The organism is Nonomuraea diastatica, assembly GCF_004349015.1.
Lineage (GTDB): Bacteria > Actinomycetota > Actinomycetes > Streptosporangiales > Streptosporangiaceae > Nonomuraea > Nonomuraea diastatica.
Window position 1 is genome coordinate 41,356 of the sequence record NZ_SMKP01000046.1, and the last position, 16,593, is coordinate 57,948.

General features: G+C 71.6%; 16 protein-coding genes. 14 read left to right on the top strand and 2 right to left on the bottom strand.

Annotated features, from left to right (window positions below; all coding sequences use genetic code 11):
• The first annotated feature begins 96 nt into the window (after positions 1-96).
• From E1294_RS18195 to tsaD, 12 genes are all read left to right on the top strand, one after another.
• Positions 97-1,509 (top strand): PhoX family protein, encoded by a 1,413-nt coding sequence (locus tag E1294_RS18195; RefSeq protein ID WP_132509699.1) that lies wholly within the window; start codon positions 97-99, stop codon positions 1,507-1,509.
• Between the two features lie 10 nt (positions 1,510-1,519).
• Entirely contained in the window at positions 1,520-1,870 is a 351-nt protein-coding gene (locus tag E1294_RS18200) for a holo-ACP synthase (protein WP_132509700.1), read from the top strand.
• A gap of 9 nt (positions 1,871-1,879) precedes the next feature.
• The gene (locus E1294_RS18205; RefSeq protein WP_132509701.1) at positions 1,880-3,331 is read left to right on the top strand and encodes an NAD(P)H-hydrate dehydratase; all 1,452 of its coding nucleotides are present in this window, start codon (positions 1,880-1,882) and stop codon (positions 3,329-3,331) included.
• A 199-nt stretch (positions 3,332-3,530) separates the two neighbouring features.
• A complete protein-coding gene (gene alr, locus E1294_RS18210; protein ID WP_132509712.1) occupies positions 3,531-4,679 on the top strand; it encodes an alanine racemase in 1,149 nt (382 codons plus the stop codon).
• Between the two features lie 20 nt (positions 4,680-4,699).
• Positions 4,700-5,749, top strand: a complete 1,050-nt coding sequence (locus tag E1294_RS18215; protein ID WP_132509702.1) for an alpha/beta fold hydrolase — start codon at positions 4,700-4,702, stop codon at positions 5,747-5,749.
• Positions 5,749-6,207, top strand: coding sequence for a tRNA (adenosine(37)-N6)-threonylcarbamoyltransferase complex ATPase subunit type 1 TsaE (gene tsaE, locus E1294_RS18220; protein WP_132509703.1), 459 nt, complete (start codon positions 5,749-5,751; stop codon positions 6,205-6,207). The genes E1294_RS18215 and tsaE overlap by 1 nt, the downstream gene beginning before the upstream one ends.
• Before the next feature lie 167 nt (positions 6,208-6,374).
• Positions 6,375-7,049, top strand: coding sequence for a hypothetical protein (locus E1294_RS18225; RefSeq protein ID WP_132509704.1), 675 nt, complete (start codon positions 6,375-6,377; stop codon positions 7,047-7,049).
• A 3-nt stretch (positions 7,050-7,052) separates the two neighbouring features.
• Complete coding sequence (locus tag E1294_RS18230; protein WP_132509705.1) at positions 7,053-7,589, top strand: class F sortase; 537 nt, start codon at positions 7,053-7,055, stop codon at positions 7,587-7,589.
• A gap of 133 nt (positions 7,590-7,722) precedes the next feature.
• Positions 7,723-8,550 (top strand): aminoglycoside phosphotransferase family protein, encoded by an 828-nt coding sequence (locus E1294_RS18235; protein ID WP_220447805.1) that lies wholly within the window; start codon positions 7,723-7,725, stop codon positions 8,548-8,550.
• 78 nt (positions 8,551-8,628) lie between these two features.
• Positions 8,629-9,276 carry a tRNA (adenosine(37)-N6)-threonylcarbamoyltransferase complex dimerization subunit type 1 TsaB gene (gene tsaB / locus E1294_RS18240; RefSeq protein WP_132509706.1) on the top strand — a complete coding sequence of 216 codons (648 nt, stop codon included), beginning with the start codon at positions 8,629-8,631 and terminating at the stop codon, positions 9,274-9,276.
• An 11-nt stretch (positions 9,277-9,287) separates the two neighbouring features.
• Positions 9,288-9,719, top strand: a complete 432-nt coding sequence (gene rimI / locus E1294_RS18245) for a ribosomal protein S18-alanine N-acetyltransferase (RefSeq protein WP_132509713.1) — start codon at positions 9,288-9,290, stop codon at positions 9,717-9,719.
• Positions 9,712-10,743 (top strand): tRNA (adenosine(37)-N6)-threonylcarbamoyltransferase complex transferase subunit TsaD, encoded by a 1,032-nt coding sequence (tsaD, locus tag E1294_RS18250; protein WP_132509707.1) that lies wholly within the window; start codon positions 9,712-9,714, stop codon positions 10,741-10,743. The genes rimI and tsaD overlap by 8 nt, the downstream gene beginning before the upstream one ends.
• Before the next feature lie 36 nt (positions 10,744-10,779).
• Here tsaD and E1294_RS18255 read toward each other — a convergent pair whose 3' ends face one another.
• Together E1294_RS18255 and E1294_RS18260 are read right to left on the bottom strand one after the other, a co-directional pair.
• Positions 10,780-12,654: an apolipoprotein A1/A4/E domain-containing protein gene (locus tag E1294_RS18255; RefSeq protein WP_132509708.1), complete on the bottom strand. Its 1,875-nt coding sequence runs from the start codon at positions 12,652-12,654 to the stop codon at positions 10,780-10,782.
• Positions 12,655-12,846: 192 nt separating this feature from the next.
• Positions 12,847-14,031 carry a class I SAM-dependent methyltransferase gene (locus tag E1294_RS18260; RefSeq protein ID WP_132509709.1) on the bottom strand — a complete coding sequence of 395 codons (1,185 nt, stop codon included), beginning with the start codon at positions 14,029-14,031 and terminating at the stop codon, positions 12,847-12,849.
• 423 nt (positions 14,032-14,454) lie between these two features.
• Between E1294_RS18260 and groES the strand changes: the two genes are divergently transcribed.
• Together groES and groL are read left to right on the top strand one after the other, a co-directional pair.
• Complete coding sequence (gene groES / locus E1294_RS18265; protein WP_043623565.1) at positions 14,455-14,766, top strand: co-chaperone GroES; 312 nt, start codon at positions 14,455-14,457, stop codon at positions 14,764-14,766.
• Between the two features lie 71 nt (positions 14,767-14,837).
• Positions 14,838-16,457 carry a chaperonin GroEL gene (groL, locus tag E1294_RS18270; RefSeq protein ID WP_132509710.1) on the top strand — a complete coding sequence of 540 codons (1,620 nt, stop codon included), beginning with the start codon at positions 14,838-14,840 and terminating at the stop codon, positions 16,455-16,457.
• Positions 16,458-16,593 lie beyond the last annotated feature (136 nt).

Here is a 16,593-nt window from a genome sequence, read left to right on the forward strand (position 1 = left end):
CGATCCGGGACTACCCCTGCACCTGCTCGGGGAATCGCCCCCGCTTCCGGTATGCGAAGGTTTGTCGGGAGCTACTGTTACGGGCGGGAGGCTTCCGTGGACCGTCGTCGTTTCATCACCAGCGTGGTCGCCGCAGCCGGCGTCGCGGGCCCCTTCGCCGGGGTGGCCTGCGCGGGCGCTCAGGGGGGCGCGAAGCCGGTCCGCGCGTACGGGCCGTTGCGTCCCGTGCGCGATCTCCGTGACGGCGAGGTGCGCCTGCACCTGCCCGACGGGTTCAAGTACCGCTCGTTCAGTCCCGCGGGCGACCGGTTCGGCGACGGCTCGGCCGTGCCCGGCAGGCACGACGGCATGGCGGCCTTCGCCGGCGCGAAGGGCAGCGCCGTCCTGGTCCGCAACCATGAGGTCAACGGGCCTGTCGGCGCGTTCGGCGACAAGGGCAGGGCGTACGACCCCATGGCCGGGGGAGGCACCTCGACGCTGCAGGTCACCCGCTACGGAGAGGTGATCAAGAGCGGCCCCTCGCTCAGCGGCACCATGATGAACTGCTCGGGCGGCCCCATGTCGTGGGGGGCCTGGGTGACGTGCGAGGAGACGGTCAACGGCCCCGACGTGGGCAACGACTTCTCCGGCGGCGACAACTCCAAGCTCACCCGCCGGCACGGCTACATCTTCGAGGTGCCGCTCGACCGCCCCGCCGCCGCCCGGCCGATCAGGTCCGCGGGACGTTTCCCGCACGAGTCGGCCGCCTTCGACCCGTCCACGGGCGCGATCTACCTCACCGAGGACAACTTCGGCTTCCCGTCCGGCTTCTACCGGTACCTCCCGCCCAAGCACCCCGCCGTGGCCGGGCGGCTGCTCGACGGCGGCAGGCTGCAGATGCTCGCCGTCAAGGGCGCCAAGCGCAAGGACCTGTCCGAGGGCCAGGAGCCGGGCACCTCCTACGCCACCGCGTGGGTGGACATCGACGACCCCGACCCCCGCTTCACGGGCACGCCGTCCAACGACGAGGCCGTCCAGGCCGTGGGCCGGCAGGGCAGGGCGGCCGGCGCGGCGATCTTCTCCCGGCTGGAGGGCGCAATCAACCACCAGGGAACGGTCTACTTCGTCTCGACGCAGGGCGGGGCCACCGCGTCCGGCGACACGCCGCCCGACGGGTTCGGCAAGGGACGGGGACAGGTGTGGGCGTACGAGACCTGGAGCGGCCGGCTCAAGCTCGTCTACGAGTCGCCGCGCTCGGAGGTGCTCGACCTGCCCGACAACGTGACGGTCAGCCGCCGCGGCACGCTGGTATTGTGCGAGGACGGCGACGGCGCCAACTACCTGCGCGGGCTCAGCAGGGCGGGGGAGATCTTCGACTTCTGCCGCCTGGAGCCGATCCCCGGCGACGCGGGAGCCGAGTTCGCCGGCTCCACGTTCGGGCCGGGCGGTCACACGCTCTACGCCAACATCCAGGCCGAACACGGCATGTCGATCGCCATCTGGGGGCCCTGGGAGAAGGGGCTGTTCTAGGCTTGGTGCGATGATCCTGGGCATCGGGGTGGACATCGTTGACATCTCCCGCTTCGAGGCGACGCTGCGCCGCACGCCGCGCCTGCGCGAGCGGTTGTTCACCGAGGCCGAGCGGCCGCTGCCGGTGCACTCGCTGGCCGCCAGGTTCGCCGCCAAGGAGGCCGTGGCCAAGGCGCTCGGCGCTCCGAAAGGGCTGGGGCACCAGGAGGCCGAGGTGCGCTGCGACGATCTCGGCAAGCCCGAGCTGGTGATCACCGGGCGGGCCGCGGAGGTGGCGTACGCGCTCGGGATCAAACGCTGGCACCTCTCACTCAGCCATGACGCGGGCGTCGCCGTGGCCTACGTGATCGCGGAGGGATAGCTTCGGATCATGCGCACCGCCTACACCGCCGACCAGATCCGTGGCGCCGAGCACGCGCTCATGGCCCTCCTGCCGGAGGGCACGCTGATGCAGCGGGCCGCATCGGGGCTCGCCGCCGTCTGCGCCGACCTCCTCGGCCGCGTGTACGGCAAGCGTGTCGTGCTCCTCGTCGGCAGCGGTGACAACGGCGGCGACGCCCTCTACGCGGGCGAGCGGCTGGCCCGGCGCGGCGCCTGGGTGGGCGCGGTCCTGGCCGGGTCCAAGACCCACGAGGCGGGCCTGCTCGCGTTCACGCGGGCGGGCGGCCGGGTCGTCGACCGGGCGGCGATCGACGGCGCCGACCTGATCATCGACGGGCTCGTCGGCATCGGGGCGGCGGGGGCGCTGCGGGAGCCGTACGCGGAGCTCGCCGCGCAGGCCAACGCCGCCCGCGGCGCGATCGTCGCCGTCGACGTGCCGAGCGGGGCCGACGCGAGCAGCGGACGGGTGCCGGGCGCGGCCGTGCAGGCCAAGGTGACCGTGACGATGGGGGCGTACAAGACCGGGTTGCTCGTCGATCCCGGCGCGGCCTGCGCCGGTGCGGTCGAGCTGGTGGACATCGGGCTCGGCGACCATCTGCCCGATCCCGACGTGGCCGCGCTGACCGGCGGCGACGTCGACCTCCTGCTGCCGCGGCCGGCCAACGAGTCGGACAAATACCGCAGGGGAGTCCTGGGGGTCGCGGCGGGCAGCGACCTCTACACCGGCGCCGCCGTGCTCGCCGTGGGCGGCGCGCTGCGTGCCGGGGCGGGCATGGTGCGCTACGCGGGGCCGCGCGCGCCCGTCGCGCAGGTGCGCCGGCACTGGCCCGAGGCGGTCGTCACCGAGCTGGACCGGCCCTCGATCGACGGCGTCGGGCGGGTGCAGGCGTGGGTGCTCGGGCCGGGGCTCGGCACCGATGACTGGGCGCACGAGCTGGCGGCCAGGGTGCTCGCCTCCACCGTGCCCGTGCTGATCGACGCCGACGGGCTGACGTTGGTGGCCAGGGACCGCGGACTGCTGCGCCGCAGCGCGCCCGTACTGATCACCCCGCACGCGGGCGAGCTGGCGCGGCTGATCAGGGCCGAGCGCGACGACATCGAGGCGGCCCGGCTGGAGTACGCCCGCAGGGCGGCGGCGGAGCTAGGCGTGACCGTGCTGCTCAAGGGCTCCACCACGGTGGTGGCCGAAGACGCGCGGCCGGTACGGGTCAACGTCACCGGCTCGCCGTGGCTGGCCACAGGGGGCACGGGCGACGTGTTGTCCGGTGTGGCGGGCTCGCTGCTCGCCCAGGGGCTGAGCTGCTACGACGCGGCGTCCTGCGGAGCCTACCTGCACGGGCTGGCCGGGCGGCTGGCCGCCGGGGGTGCGCCGCTGACGGCGGCCGACGTGGCCGCCGCCGTCCCCGCGGCCATCCGCGCCGTGAGCGGCGGCACGGCGTGAAGCAGCAGTGCGGCGTGCGCGGACGGCGCGGTAGGTGCGGCGACGCGGCGTGCGGACGGGGTCGCGTGCGTGGGCGGTGCGGCGTGTGGATGGTGCGGCGTGCGGGGGTGGCGAAAGTCTTCGTCGCCGGGGCCGCGAGGGATGAAAATCGCGCTCGACCACGTGCGTGACCTGCCACACTAGAAGGATGTACTCCCCGATGGCCACGCCCGCGCAGGCTCGGGTCGACTTGGCCGCGATCAGGCACAACGTGGCCCTGCTCAAAGAGCTGGCCGGTGGCGCGGAGCTGATGGGCGCCGTCAAGGCCGACGCCTACGGCCACGGTCTGGTGCCCTCGTCCGAGGCGGTCCTGGAGGGAGGCGCGAGCCGGCTCGGCACCGCGTTCATCAGGGAGGCCCTCGCGCTGCGCGAGGGCGGCGTGACAGCGCCGATCCTGTCCTGGCTCGTCACCCCGGGAGAGCCGCTCGACGAGGCCGTGCAGGCCGACGTCGAGCTGTCGGCCTCCGAGGAGGTGATGCTAGGGGAGATCGCCGCCGCCGCACGGCGCACGGGCCGCACCGCGAAGCTGCACCTGGAGGCCGACACCGGCATGAGCAGGGGCGGCTGCCCGCTCGCCGCCTGGCCGGCGCTGCTGGCCGCGGCGCTGCGGGTGCAGGCCGAGGGCGCCGTCGAGATCGCCGGCCTCTGGTCCCATTTCGCCTGCGCCGACATCCCCGGCCACCCGTCGATCGGGCGGCAGCTGGAGGCGTTCGAGGCGGCGCTGAAACTCGCCGAGCAGGCGGGCGCGGCCGGCTCCCACGTGATCAGGCACATCTCCAACTCCGCCGCCACCGTGTCACTGCCCAAGGCCCGCTACGACCTGGTCAGGCCCGGCATCGCGATCTACGGCCTGAGCCCCATTCCCGAGCTGGGCGACTTCGGCCTCAGGCAGGCCATGACGCTGGTGGCCCAGGCCGGGCTGGTCAAGCGGGTCCCCGAGGGCTCCGGGGTGTCCTACGCCCACCTCTACGTCACCGACTGCGAGACCACGCTCGGGCTCGTGCCGCTCGGATACGCCGACGGCATCCTGCGACACGCGACGGGTAAGGCCGAGGTCCTGGCGGGCGGGCGGCGCAGGACGATCGCCGGCCGGGTGTGCATGGACCAGTTCATGATCGACATGGGCGACGGCGTGTTGTCGGCGGGCGACGAGATCGTGTTGTTCGGGCCGGGTGACGAGGGCGAGCCGACCGCTCAGGAGTGGGCGGATACTCTCGGCACGATCACGCATGAGATCGTGACCAGGATCGGTTCGCGTGTGCCGCGGGTCTACGAGCACAGGCCCCGGGGCACCTCGCGGCGGGCATGAGCAGGAGAAGGGTCGGGGAGATGACGACGACAAGACGGCGCAGGGTAGGGATCGCCGGCGCGCTCGTCGGTGCGGCTTCCGCCGGTGTCGCGGCGGCGGCGCTGGCCAAGCGCTATGCGGTCGGCCGCATCAGGCTGCGCCCCGACGACGAGGCCAGCGAGCCGTTCGGCGAGTTGCGGGGCAGGGAGCGCACGCTCGTCACCTCCGACGGCAAGGCGCTGCACATCGAGATCGACGGACCGGAAGACGCGCCGCTGACCATCGTCTTCTGCCACGGCTACTGCCTCTGCCTGGAGTCCTGGCACTACCAGCGTAAGGATCTGCGGGAAAACTACCGTCTCGTGCTGTGGGACCAGCGCTCCCACGGCCGCTCACAGCGCGGGGGCTCCGACGACAGCACGATCGACCGGCTGGGCGATGACCTGGCCGAGGTGATCGAGGCCTACGTGCCCGGCCCGTGCGTGCTGGTCGGCCACTCCATGGGCGGCATGACGATCATGGCGCTCGCCGACCGCCGTCCCGAGCTGTTCGGCGAGAAGATCCGCGCGGCCGCGCTCGTCGCGACCTCGGCGGGCAAGCTGGCCGAGCTCACCCTCGGCCTGCCCGCGCTGCTGTCCAAGGTCGTGCACAAGGTGGCCCCCACCACGGTGTCGATGCTGGGCAAGCGGGGCTCGCTGGTCGACCGCACCCGCCACGCCGGCAGCGACATCGCCTTCCTGATCACCCGCTACATGGGTTTCGGCGACTCCAGGAACGTCAGCCCGACCCTGGTCGACTTCGCCGAGTCGATGATCAGGGCGACGCCGACCGAGGTGGTCGCCGACTTCTACCCCGCGCTGATGAACCACGACAAACTCTCCGCGCTGCACGTCCTCGACCCGGTGCCCACCGCGATCCTGGTGGGCGACAGCGACTGGCTGACCCCGCCCGAGCACAGCAGGGCCATCGCCGCCGCGCTGCCCAAGGCGCAGCTCACCGAGGTGCCCGACACCTCCCACCTGATCCAGCTGGAGCGCCCCGGCATCGTCAACGACGCGCTGCGTGACCTGGCGAAGAGGGTGGAGCTCTAGTGCGGCTCGCGACCCCGGAGGACACGCGCGCGTACGGCGCCCGCCTGGCCGCGCGGCTGCGCCCCGGAGACCTGCTCGTCCTGTCAGGCCCGCTCGGCGCGGGCAAGACCACGCTCGTGCAGGGCATCGCGGAAGGCCTCAAAGTACGCGGCCCGATCACCTCGCCCACCTTCGTGATCGCCAGGGTGCACCCGTCACTGCGCCAGGGGCCGCCGCTCGTCCACGTCGACGCCTACCGGCTGGGCGGCGACCTGGAGGTCGACGACCTCGACCTGGACGCCTCGCTGGAGGAGTCGGTCACCGTCGTCGAATGGGGCGAGGGCCTCGTCGAGGGTCTGGCCGACGACCGGCTGGAGATCCACATCGACCGCGAGACGGGCGACGAGGCCCGCTTCGTGACCCTGCGCGGCGTGGGCGGAAGATGGGCCGACACGCCGTCTGAGCCGCTGGAAGAGTAAAACGGCGGTCAAGCTCCGGCAATGCTGGCACCCTTGACGTACCCGGCCGATGATGTAAATCATGATCGTTGACTAGGGTTCGCCCAGAAATTCTGGGTATCAGGAGGGGCGACATCCATCTCTTTGGTGGATGCTGGGGTGTAAGACGGCAAAGTGGGGTGCGGCCGGTGCTCAGGGTCAGGCGAGTCGCGTACGCGGGAGCCATCGTCATTCTCGGTCTGACCGGCTGCACAGCCTCGGCAGAGACCGATCCAACAGCGACACCCTCACCCACGGCCAGCGGCACCTCCGCCGCCCCGACCGCCAGCGGCAGCCCGAGCCCCACCGCCGCCAGGCAGACCATCTCGGTGCAGCTCAACCCCGACCGCGTCACCGCGGGCGAGACGTCCACGGTGTGGATCCTGGCCAACTGCCCGGTCCCGACCGGCGGCCCCGCCCACACCGGCACCGCCACGTCCAAGGCCTTCATCAACGGCGTCACGCTCAACCCGGTCCCCGCGGCGTCGGTCACCCCCACCCCGACCGCCACGCCGGCCAACGCCTCGCCGTGGGTGCGCGGCGAGGCGCAGGTCTCGGGGACGGTCCGGCGCGGCAGCTACCGCGTCGACGTCAAGTGCGACGGCACCAACGACATGGGCAGGGCCACGCTCCGAGTCGTCGCGGCCGAGCCCGACGACGACCCGACCGGCCTGCCCAGCAAGGCGCCCAAGGCCGGCGGCGGCGGAACGTACGCGAAGGACGCCGACGACGAGTCGTCGATCCCGGTCGGCCCCGCCGGCGCGCTGATCGTGCTGGCGCTGGCCGCCGGCGTCGGCATAGCGGTCAAGCGCCGTAAGGCATAGACCATGGCCCGCCCAGGACGGGTGGTGCTCGCGGGTGCCGTGACGGGACTGCTGCTGGTCGCGTTCGGCAACAACCTCACGACCGGCACCACCCCCGCAGAAGCCGTCGTGCCGGAGAGCATCGACATCCCGTCGATCGACGTCGAGGCCCCCCTGATGGAGCTCGACCTGCTGAAGAACGGCGAGATCGAGCTGCCGCCCTACGAGAGGCCGAAGATGGCCGGCTGGTTCACCGGCAGCGCGGTGCCCGGCGAGAAGGGCGCCTCGGTCATCATCGGCCACGTCGACACCAAGACCGCGCCCGCCGTGTTCTACAAGCTCAGGAACTTACGCAAGGGCGAGACCGTCAAGGTCGAACGCAGCGACGGCAAGACCGTGACCTTCAGGGTCGACGGGATCGAGCAGGTGCACAAGGACGACTTCCCCGCCAAGCGCGTCTACGTCGAGGACGGGCTCAAGCTGGTCACCTGCGGCGGCAAGTTCGACTATGCCAAGGGCGAATACCTGGACAACATCATCGTGTACGCGTCCCGGGCCTGAAATGCGTTTGCGTCCTCCGGGACGATGAAGACATGAGTGCGGACACCATCCCGCCCGCGTCAGGCGCCCGCGTGCCGTGGCACGACGTGCACACGCCGGTGCGCGCGGCGGTCGAACGTTTCCTCGCGGGCCCGTGGCGGAGGCGACGACGCAGCCCGGCGGCTTCTCGCCGGCGGCCGCGGTCCGGCTGCGCACCCAAGGCGGCAGGCGGGCGTTCGTCAAGGCCGTCGGCCCGAAGCCGAACGCCGACTCCGTCGGCATGTACCAGGCCGAGCTCGCCATCGCCGCCGCGCTGCCCCCGTCCGTGCCCGCCCCCCGCCTGCTGACGGGTTTCGAGCTGGACGGCTGGGTGACGCTGGTCTTCGAGGACGTCGAGGGCGCGCATCCCGAGCTGCCGTGGCGGCGCGACCAGCTCGACCGGGTGCTGGCCGCCCTCGACGAGATGTCGGCCGCGCTCACTCCCTCACCGATCGACGTGCCGCGGATGGGCGAGACGTTCGGCTCGTCGTTCGACGGCTGGCGCAGGCTGCTCGACGAGGACGCCACCGGCCTCGACCCGTGGGCGCTGCGCCACCTCGACGAGCTGGCCGAGCTGGAGTCGGGCTGGGCCGCGGCCGTGGCAGGAGACAGCCTGGTCCACGCCGACGTGCGGGCCGACAACATCCTGCTCACCGGCGATCGTGTCTACTTCGTCGACTGGCCGTGGGCCTGCCTGGGCGCGCCCTGGGTCGACCGGGTCTGCCTGCTGCCGTCGGTCGGCATGCAGGGCGGGCCGCCGCCGTACGAGCTGTGCACCGACCCCGATCCCGCCGTGACCACGTTGGTGGCGGCCATGACCGGCTATTTCGTCCGCCAGGGCCGCCTGCCTGATCCGCCGGGCCTGCCCACGGTCAGGGCGTTCCAGCGGGCGCAGGGCGTGGTGGCGCTCGACTGGCTGCGGCGGCGTACGGGCTGGGCCTGACACGCCCTGCACCGGCTTGTCGCCGGGCGTACCGGTAACGGCCGGGAGAAACCCTTACGGCGGGTACGCTAAACAGTCGTGCTGGTCCTGGCCTTTGATACCGCGACACCCGCCGTCACCGCCGCCCTCCACGACGGGGAGCGGGTGCTCGCCGAGTCGACGACGATCGACGCCCGGCGCCACGGCGAGCTGCTCGCCCCCACCATCGAGCGTGTCCTGGCAGAGTCGGGGGCGTCGCTGCGCGACGTCACGGCCGTCGTGGCGGGCAGCGGCCCCGGGCCCTACACCGGGCTGCGGGTCGGCCTGATGACCGCGCAGGGGCTGTCCACCACGCTGGGTGTGCCCTCCTACGGCGTGTGCACGCTCGACGCGGTCGCGTTCGGCAGCGGCCTGGCCGAGCCGTTCCTGGTGGCCACCGACGCGCGGCGTAAAGAGGTGTTCTGGGGGCGTTATGCCGACATGCGCACCCGGGTCGAGGGGCCGTTCGTCCACCGGCCCGCGGAGGTGCCGGTGGAGGGGCTGCCGGTCGTGGGGGCCGGTGCCGCGCTATATCCCGAGATTTATGGAAACCGGAGCGACGTGCCCCCATACCCCGATGCGGGGGCGCTGGCCGCGCTCGCGGCTGAGCGGCTCGCCGAGGGCGCCCCGCTCGATCCGCCCCGCCCGATCTACCTGCGCAGGCCCGACGCGGTGGCGCCGGGCGCGCCGAAGAGGGTGACGGCGTGAGGCTCAGGTTGATGACCGAGGCCGACCTGCCGGCGGTCATGGCCATCGAGCAGGCCACGTTCCCGCTCGACGCGTGGAGCGAGGGCATGATGCGCGGCGAGCTGGCCGACATGCCGCGCTCGCGCCACTACGTGGTGGCGCTGGTCGAGAGCGAGATCGTCGCCTACGCCGGGCTCGCCGCCGCGGCCGACCAGGCCGACGTCCAGACCATCGCCGTGCTGGAGAAACACCAGGGCACCGGCATCGGCAGCGCGATGCTCACCGAGCTGCTGGCCGAGGCCCGCCGAAGGGGAGCACGGGAGATCTTCCTGGAAGTACGCGCCGACAACGCGCGCGCGCAGACGGTCTACCAGCATTTCGGATTCGAGGAGATCGGCACCCGCCGCCGCTACTACGACGACGGCACCGACGCGATCATGATGAGAAGGAAGCTCGATGGCTGACGAACCGCTGGTCCTGGGGATCGAGACCTCCTGCGACGAGACCGGCATCGGCATCGTCAGGGGCCACACGCTGCTGGCCAACACCATCGCCTCCAGCATGGACGAGCACGCCAGGTTCGGCGGCGTGGTGCCCGAGGTCGCCTCGCGCGCCCATCTGGAGGCCATGACGCCGACCGTGGAGGCCGCACTGGCCGAGGCGGGGCTGCGGTTCTCCGACATCGACGCCGTCGCCGTGACGGCGGGCCCTGGGCTCGCCGGCGCGCTGCTGGTCGGGGTGGCCGCGGCCAAGTCCTACGCGCTGGGCCTCGGCGTGCCCCTCTACGGCGTCAACCACCTTGCCGCCCACGTCGCCGTCGACCAGCTGGAGCACGGGCCGCTGCCCAAGCCGTGCCTCGCCATGCTGGTCTCGGGCGGCCACTCGTCGCTGCTGCTCGTGCCCGACGTCGCCGAAGACGTGATCTCGCTCGGCTCCACCGTGGACGACGCGGCAGGCGAGGCGTTCGACAAGGTGGCGCGGGTGCTGGGGCTGCCCTTCCCCGGCGGGCCGCACATCGACAGGGCCGCGCGCGAGGGCTCCCGCGAGGCGATCGTGTTCCCGCGTGGCAAGCTCGACGACGGCACGCTCGACTTCTCCTTCTCCGGGCTCAAAACGGCCGTGGCGCGCTGGGTCGAGGCCCGCGAGGCGTCAGGGGAGGCCGTGCACGTGCCCGACGTCGCCGCCTCCTTCCAGGAGGCCGTGGTCGACGTGCTGACCCGCAAGGCGCTGCAGGCGTGCAGAAAATACGGGGTGGACGATCTGCTGATCGGCGGCGGTGTGGCGGCCAACTCCCGGTTGCGCGCGCTGGCGCAGGAGCGGTGCGAGGCGGCCGGCGTGCGCCTGCGGGTGCCGCGGCCCGGGTTGTGCACCGACAACGGCGCCATGGTCGCCGCCCTGGGCTCCGACCTGGTAGCGGCCGGCATCACACCCTCGACCCTGGAGATCCCGGCCGACTCCTCGCTCCCGATCACGACGGTCCACGTGTAGCTGCGCGGGCAGGCCGGCGCGTGCCCGCGCGATCGGTCAGTCTTTCGCCCTTGTCGGGCGGAGCAGGGCCTCAGCCAGCGCCAGCATGGTCTCCTCCAGGGCTCCGAGACGCTTGTTGAGGTCTTCGGCGGCGGGCTGGACGATGCCGGTGACCGTCTCGGCCAGCTCGTCACGGTCGGGACGTGTCCTGACCAGCTCGGTGAGTGCCGTGGCGGCGGTGGCCAGCCGCTCGGCCTGGTCGCCGGTCTGCGTGCGGATCAGCTCGCCGATCCGCTCGGGGATGGCCAGGGTGGCGGGCAGTTGCCCGACGCGCTGGTTGACCGACTCGATGCGGTCGTCGACGGACTCAAGGTGCTCGCTGGCCTGCTCGGCGCGGGTGGCCAGGCCGTTGACATGGGTGTCGAGGACGTTGAAGCGGCTGTCGAGCCCTCCGAGGTGGCCGTCGATGGCGTCGAAGCGGCTGCTCAGGTGCTCTTCGGCCTCACCCAGGCGCTCGTCGATGGCGTCCATCTGGCCGTCGAGCCGGTTGAAGCGGCCCTCGGTGCGGGTGGTGCTCTCGCCCACGCGCTGCTCGGTGGCGGCCATGCGCTCGTCGAGCGTGGTGAAGCGGGCGTCGACGCGTATGTCGAGCGCGTCGAAGCGGTCGTCGTGGCGGCCCAGGTGGCCGTCGAGGATGCCCAGGCGCTTGTCGACCGCGCCGAGCTGGCCGTCCATCGACGTGAGTCGCTTGTCGACGCCGCCCACCTGGGTGTCGAGGCCGTCGATCCTGGTGTCGATGTCGGCCAGGCACTCGTCGGCGGACTCCAGCCGGCCGCCGAAGTCGGCGACCCTGGCGTCGAGCCCGGAGAGCGCGTTTTCGGCCCGGTCGAGCCGGGCGTCCACGCCGCCGAGCCGGGCGGTCAGGCGCTGCTCGCTCTCGCCGAGCTGGACGGCCAGGTGGCGGTCGGTCTCGTCGAGCCTGGCGGTGAGCCGCTGCTCGACGTCGGAGAGACGGCCGGTGTGCTGGTCGTCGGCCTCCTTGAGCCGGATGGCGAGCCGCTCGTCGGCCTCGACGAGGCTCCTGGCCAGCCGCTGGTCGGTCTCGTCGAGCCGGGCGGTCAGGCGCCGGTCGGTGCCCTCCAGGCGCACGGTGATCCGCTCGTCGGTCTCGTCGAGCCGGGTCGTGAGGTGCTGGCCCGCCTCGTCGAGCCGGGTGGTGAGGCGCTGGTCGGTCTCGTCGAGGCGGGCCGTCATGCGCTGCTCGGCGGTGTCGAGGCGAGCCCGCATCTGCTCGGCCGAGTCGGCGATGCCCTCGGACAGGTCGCCGATCACGCCCTCGACGCGGTCGGTGCGGGTGGCCAGCTCGGCCATCGACCGGTCGAGCCTGGTGAAGCGGCCGGCGGCGGCCTCCATGCTGGAGCTGAGCGTGGTCAGCCTGGCGGCGAACTCGGACATGCCCTTGGTGATGCCGTCGGCGGTGTCGAGCACCGTCTGCAGGCGGTTGAGCGCCTCGTCGACGCCCTCGCCGACGGTGCCGACGCCGGCCTGCAGGCCGGGCAGCTCGGCCACCGGGGCGACGTGGGCGTCCACGCTGCTCACCCGCTCACCGACGGCGTCGACGTGGTCGCGGACCGCCTCCACGTGCTGCGCCAGGCCCTCGGCCCACATCGGCGGTTTGGCGGTGATGTCGTCCAGCCGTCCGTTGACCGCCTCAAGGGTGCCGCTCAGGCCGCCGAGCTCGCGCTCGCGCACCTCGCGCAGGAGCCACTCCATGCCTTCGAGCCGCTGGCGGATCTCGTCGAGCATGGCGCCCTGCGTGCGTTGCTCGTAGACGTGGTCCTGGGAGGCGCGCTGCAGCAGGTCTCGCATTCTCTCTGAAATGGCCAGATGGCCGCCTGCCTGAAGAAGGGTGGTGTGGTTGGAATGATCCACCGAAAGCTCCTTCGCTCGCCGACGGTCTGCCGCGCAGCGGTGGGGTAGGTCCGGTTTGCAGATGAAAGAGCGAGAACACGGTTAACCGCAGTGGGGGAGAACTCCCGCCCGCCCACCTTAGCCTTTTGATCAAGGTCCGTCAGCGGCGAATGGAAAGATCGCGCGAAACCGAAGAATGCCCGAAATGCCAGCTCAGCTGGGCGATGGCTGATTGCAGATGATGACCGATGGTTTATCGAGAATTCGGGTCAAGATGATGAGCGCGGCTCTGTCCCCGTTGAGTCGCAAATCGCTGCGCAGGCGTTCGATGTCGACGGCGGAGGCGCGCTTCTTGATAGTGACATTTCCGATTTTTCGCTCTCGGAGTACGGCGCGTAGTTTCTTCAGCGAGAACGGGAGCACGTCGTCTATCTCGTATCTCGTGGCCCATGGGGTGTCCACGGGGTCGTCGCCCGTGATGTACGCGATCATCGGGTCGAGCAGGCGGCCGCCGACCAGTTCGGCCACCTCGCCCACGAGGTGCGCGCGGATGGCGGCGCCGTCGGGCTCGTAGACGTACCGGCCGGCCGGCCCCACAGCCGCCTGGACGCCGGTGGCGGTGAGGGTGTGGCCGCCGGGCAGCAGGGTGGCCCGCCTGTCCGCCTTCCGGCGCGCCCCGTGGCCGGTCCAGAGCGCCGCCTCCTTGACCTCGCCCTTGAAGGACACCCACTCGGCCTCGGCTCCTTCGGGGATGAACGTGTAGGGGATGCCGGGGGCGACCTTGAGGCAGGCCGTGCGGGCCCTGGAGACGAGGTCGAGCACCACGGGCCAGGGCGGCGAGTAGGCCATGGGGTCGAACGTGCGGCCCCTGCTCGTACGCCGTGCCGGGTCGGCGAAGAGCACGTCGTAGCGCTCCGGCTCGACGCCGGCCGCGTCGGCCACGCGCACCGTCACCCGGTCGCCCAGCCCGAGCGCCTCGGCGTTGGCCCCGGCGACGGCGGCGGTCAGCGGATCGGTGTCGACGGCCTCCACGGTGCAGCCCGCGCGGGCCAGCGCCAGCAGGTCGCCGCCGATGCCGCAGCACACGTCCACGACCCTGGGCTCGGGGGCGCCGGCGGCGATCAGGCGGGCGGCGCGGTGCCCGGCGACCTCCGTCCGGGTGGCCTGCTCCAGGCCGTGCGGCGTGAAGTACATCACCCGGGCGTCCTCGCCGAACTTGGCCGTGGCACGCTCCCTGAGCCCCGCCTGGGTGAGGGCCGCCGAGGTGAGCGCCGCGTCGTACGTCCTGCGCAACCTCGTGGCGGCGGCCACCGGGTCGGCGCCGGCGAGCTCGCCGGCCTCCGCGAGCGCCCGCCGCCCGCGCGGGGTCAGCAGCTCGGTGAAGGCGTCGAGGTCCACGTCACACGACGTTAGCGGCACCGGTGACGCACTCGACACGCGCGGCGCGTAAACGCGGCGGGTGCAGCGGCGAGGAAACGCGGCGGGTACGGCGGCGCGGGGACGCGGACCGGGCGGTCGCGTACCAGGACATGCCGGGCTGTCAGGACGGCGCGACACGCGCTCGCGGATCTCGCGGCCGGAGGATCTTTGCGAAACCCCTGCATGATGGGCCAAGGCGCTGATAGAGCCTTGTTAGCGGCACCCTGATCGCTCTCAGCAGACGCGTTCGTGTTGACTGTCAAGCCCCTCTTGCATATGTTTCCTGTTGGCACTCTCCACTTGAGAGTGCCAACGTGCGACGAGGCAGGTCTGACACCCGCGACGGCAGGCCCAGCTGGTCGCCTCTTCTAGATCATTCAAATCTGAAGGGGAGGTCCGATCGTGACGACCGCCACCAAGGTTCCCGTTAAGCCGCTCGGCGACCGCATTGTGGTTCAGCCGCTTGAGGCCGAGCAGACCACCGCTTCCGGCCTGGTCATCCCAGACACCGCCAAGGAGAAGCCGCAGGAGGGCAAGGTCCTCGCGGTGGGCCCCGGCAACTGGGACGAGGACGGCGACAAGCGGATTCCGCTCGACGTCTCTGAGGGCGACATCGTCCTCTACAGCAAGTACGGCGGCACCGAGGTCAAGTACGGCGGCGAGGAGTACCTCGTGCTCTCCGCCCGCGACGTTCTCGCGATCATCGAGAAGTAAGCCGGTGCGTCGAGCCCCGGGCGCTCCAAAGGGCGGCCGGGGCTTTCGACGCTAGGAGAGGACTTTCAGCTATGGCGAAGATCCTGGAGTTCGACGAGGACGCCCGCCGCGCGCTCGAGCGTGGCGTGAACGCCCTCGCGGACGCCGTGAAGGTGACCCTTGGCCCGCGTGGCCGCAACGTCGTCATCGACAAGAAGTTCGGTGCGCCGACGATCACGAACGACGGTGTGACCATCGCTCGTGAGATCGAGCTGGAGGAGCGCTACGAGAACCTCGGCGCCCAGCTCGCCAAGGAAGTTGCCACCAAGACCAACGACATCGCCGGTGACGGCACCACCACCGCGACCGTGCTGGCCCAGGCCATGGTCCGCGAGGGCCTGCGCAACGTGGCCGCCGGCGCCTCGCCGCTGTCGCTCAAGCGCGGCATCGACAAGGCCGCCAAGGAGATCAGCGACATGCTGCTCGCCACCGCCCGGCCGGTCGAGGACAAGAAGGAGATCGCCAACGTTGCGACGATCTCCGCCCAGGACGCGCAGATCGGCGACCTGATCGCCGAGGCGTTCGACAAGGTGGGCAAGGACGGTGTGCTCACCGTCGAAGAGTCCAATGCCATGGGCATGGAGCTCGAGTTCACCGAGGGCATGCAGTTCGACAAGGGCTACCTGTCGGCCTACATGGTGACCGACCCCGAGCGGATGGAGTCCGTCCTCGAGGACGCCTACATCCTGCTCACCCAGGGCAAGATCGCCTCCATCGCGGACTTCCTGCCGCTGCTGGAGAAGATCGCCCAGACGAAGAAGCCGCTGCTCGTGGTCGCCGAGGACGTCGAGGGCGAGGCCCTGGCCGTCCTGGTGACCAACAAGATCCGCGGCACCTTCACCTCCGTGGCCGTCAAGGCTCCGGGCTTCGGCGACCGCCGCAAGGCGATGTTGCAGGACATGGCCATCCTCACCGGCGGCCAGGTCGTCAGCGAGGAGATCGGCCTCAAGCTGGAGCACGTCGGTCTCGAGGTGCTCGGCCAGGCCCGCCGCGTCGTGGTGACGAAGGACAACACCACCATCGTCGACGGCGCCGGTGACGCGCAGGCCATCGAGGACCGCGTCAAGGAGATCAAGATTGCCATCGAGCAGTCCGACTCCGACTGGGACCGCGAGAAGCTGCAGGAGCGCCTGGCCAAGCTCGCCGGCGGTGTGTGCGTGCTGCGTGTCGGCGCCGCCACCGAGGTCGAGCTGAAGGAGAAGAAGCACCGCCTCGAGGACGCGATCTCCGCGACGCGCGCCGCGATCGAGGAGGGCATCGTCTCCGGCGGAGGCACCGCGCTGATCCACGTCGCCAAGGGCCTCGACGACCTCGAGCTGTCCGGCGACGAGGCCACCGGCGTCGGCATCGTGCGCCGCGCGCTGGTCGAGCCGGCCCGCTGGATCGCCGAGAACGCCGGTCTCGAGGGTTACGTGGTGACCCACAAGATCGCCGAGCTGGAGGCCGGTCACGGCCTCAACGCCGCGACCGGCGAATACGGCGACCTGCTCGCGCAGGGCGTCATCGACCCGGTCAAGGTCACCCGGTCTGCGGTGCAGAACGCGGCTTCGATCGCGGGCATGCTGCTCACGACCGAGGCGCTCGTGGTGGACAAGCCCGAGGAGGAGGCCCCGGCCGACGGCCAGGGTCACGGTCACGGCCACGGCCACTGACCGCTTCTCCCGCTTCGCGTCACGGCCCGCATCCCTCAGGGGGCGCGGGCCGTTCGCGTTCTCCGCGTTCTCCGCGTTCGCCATGAGGGCCGCGAGGGCGGCGAGGGCCCGCGGAGGGGCACCGGGGGTGCGGGGT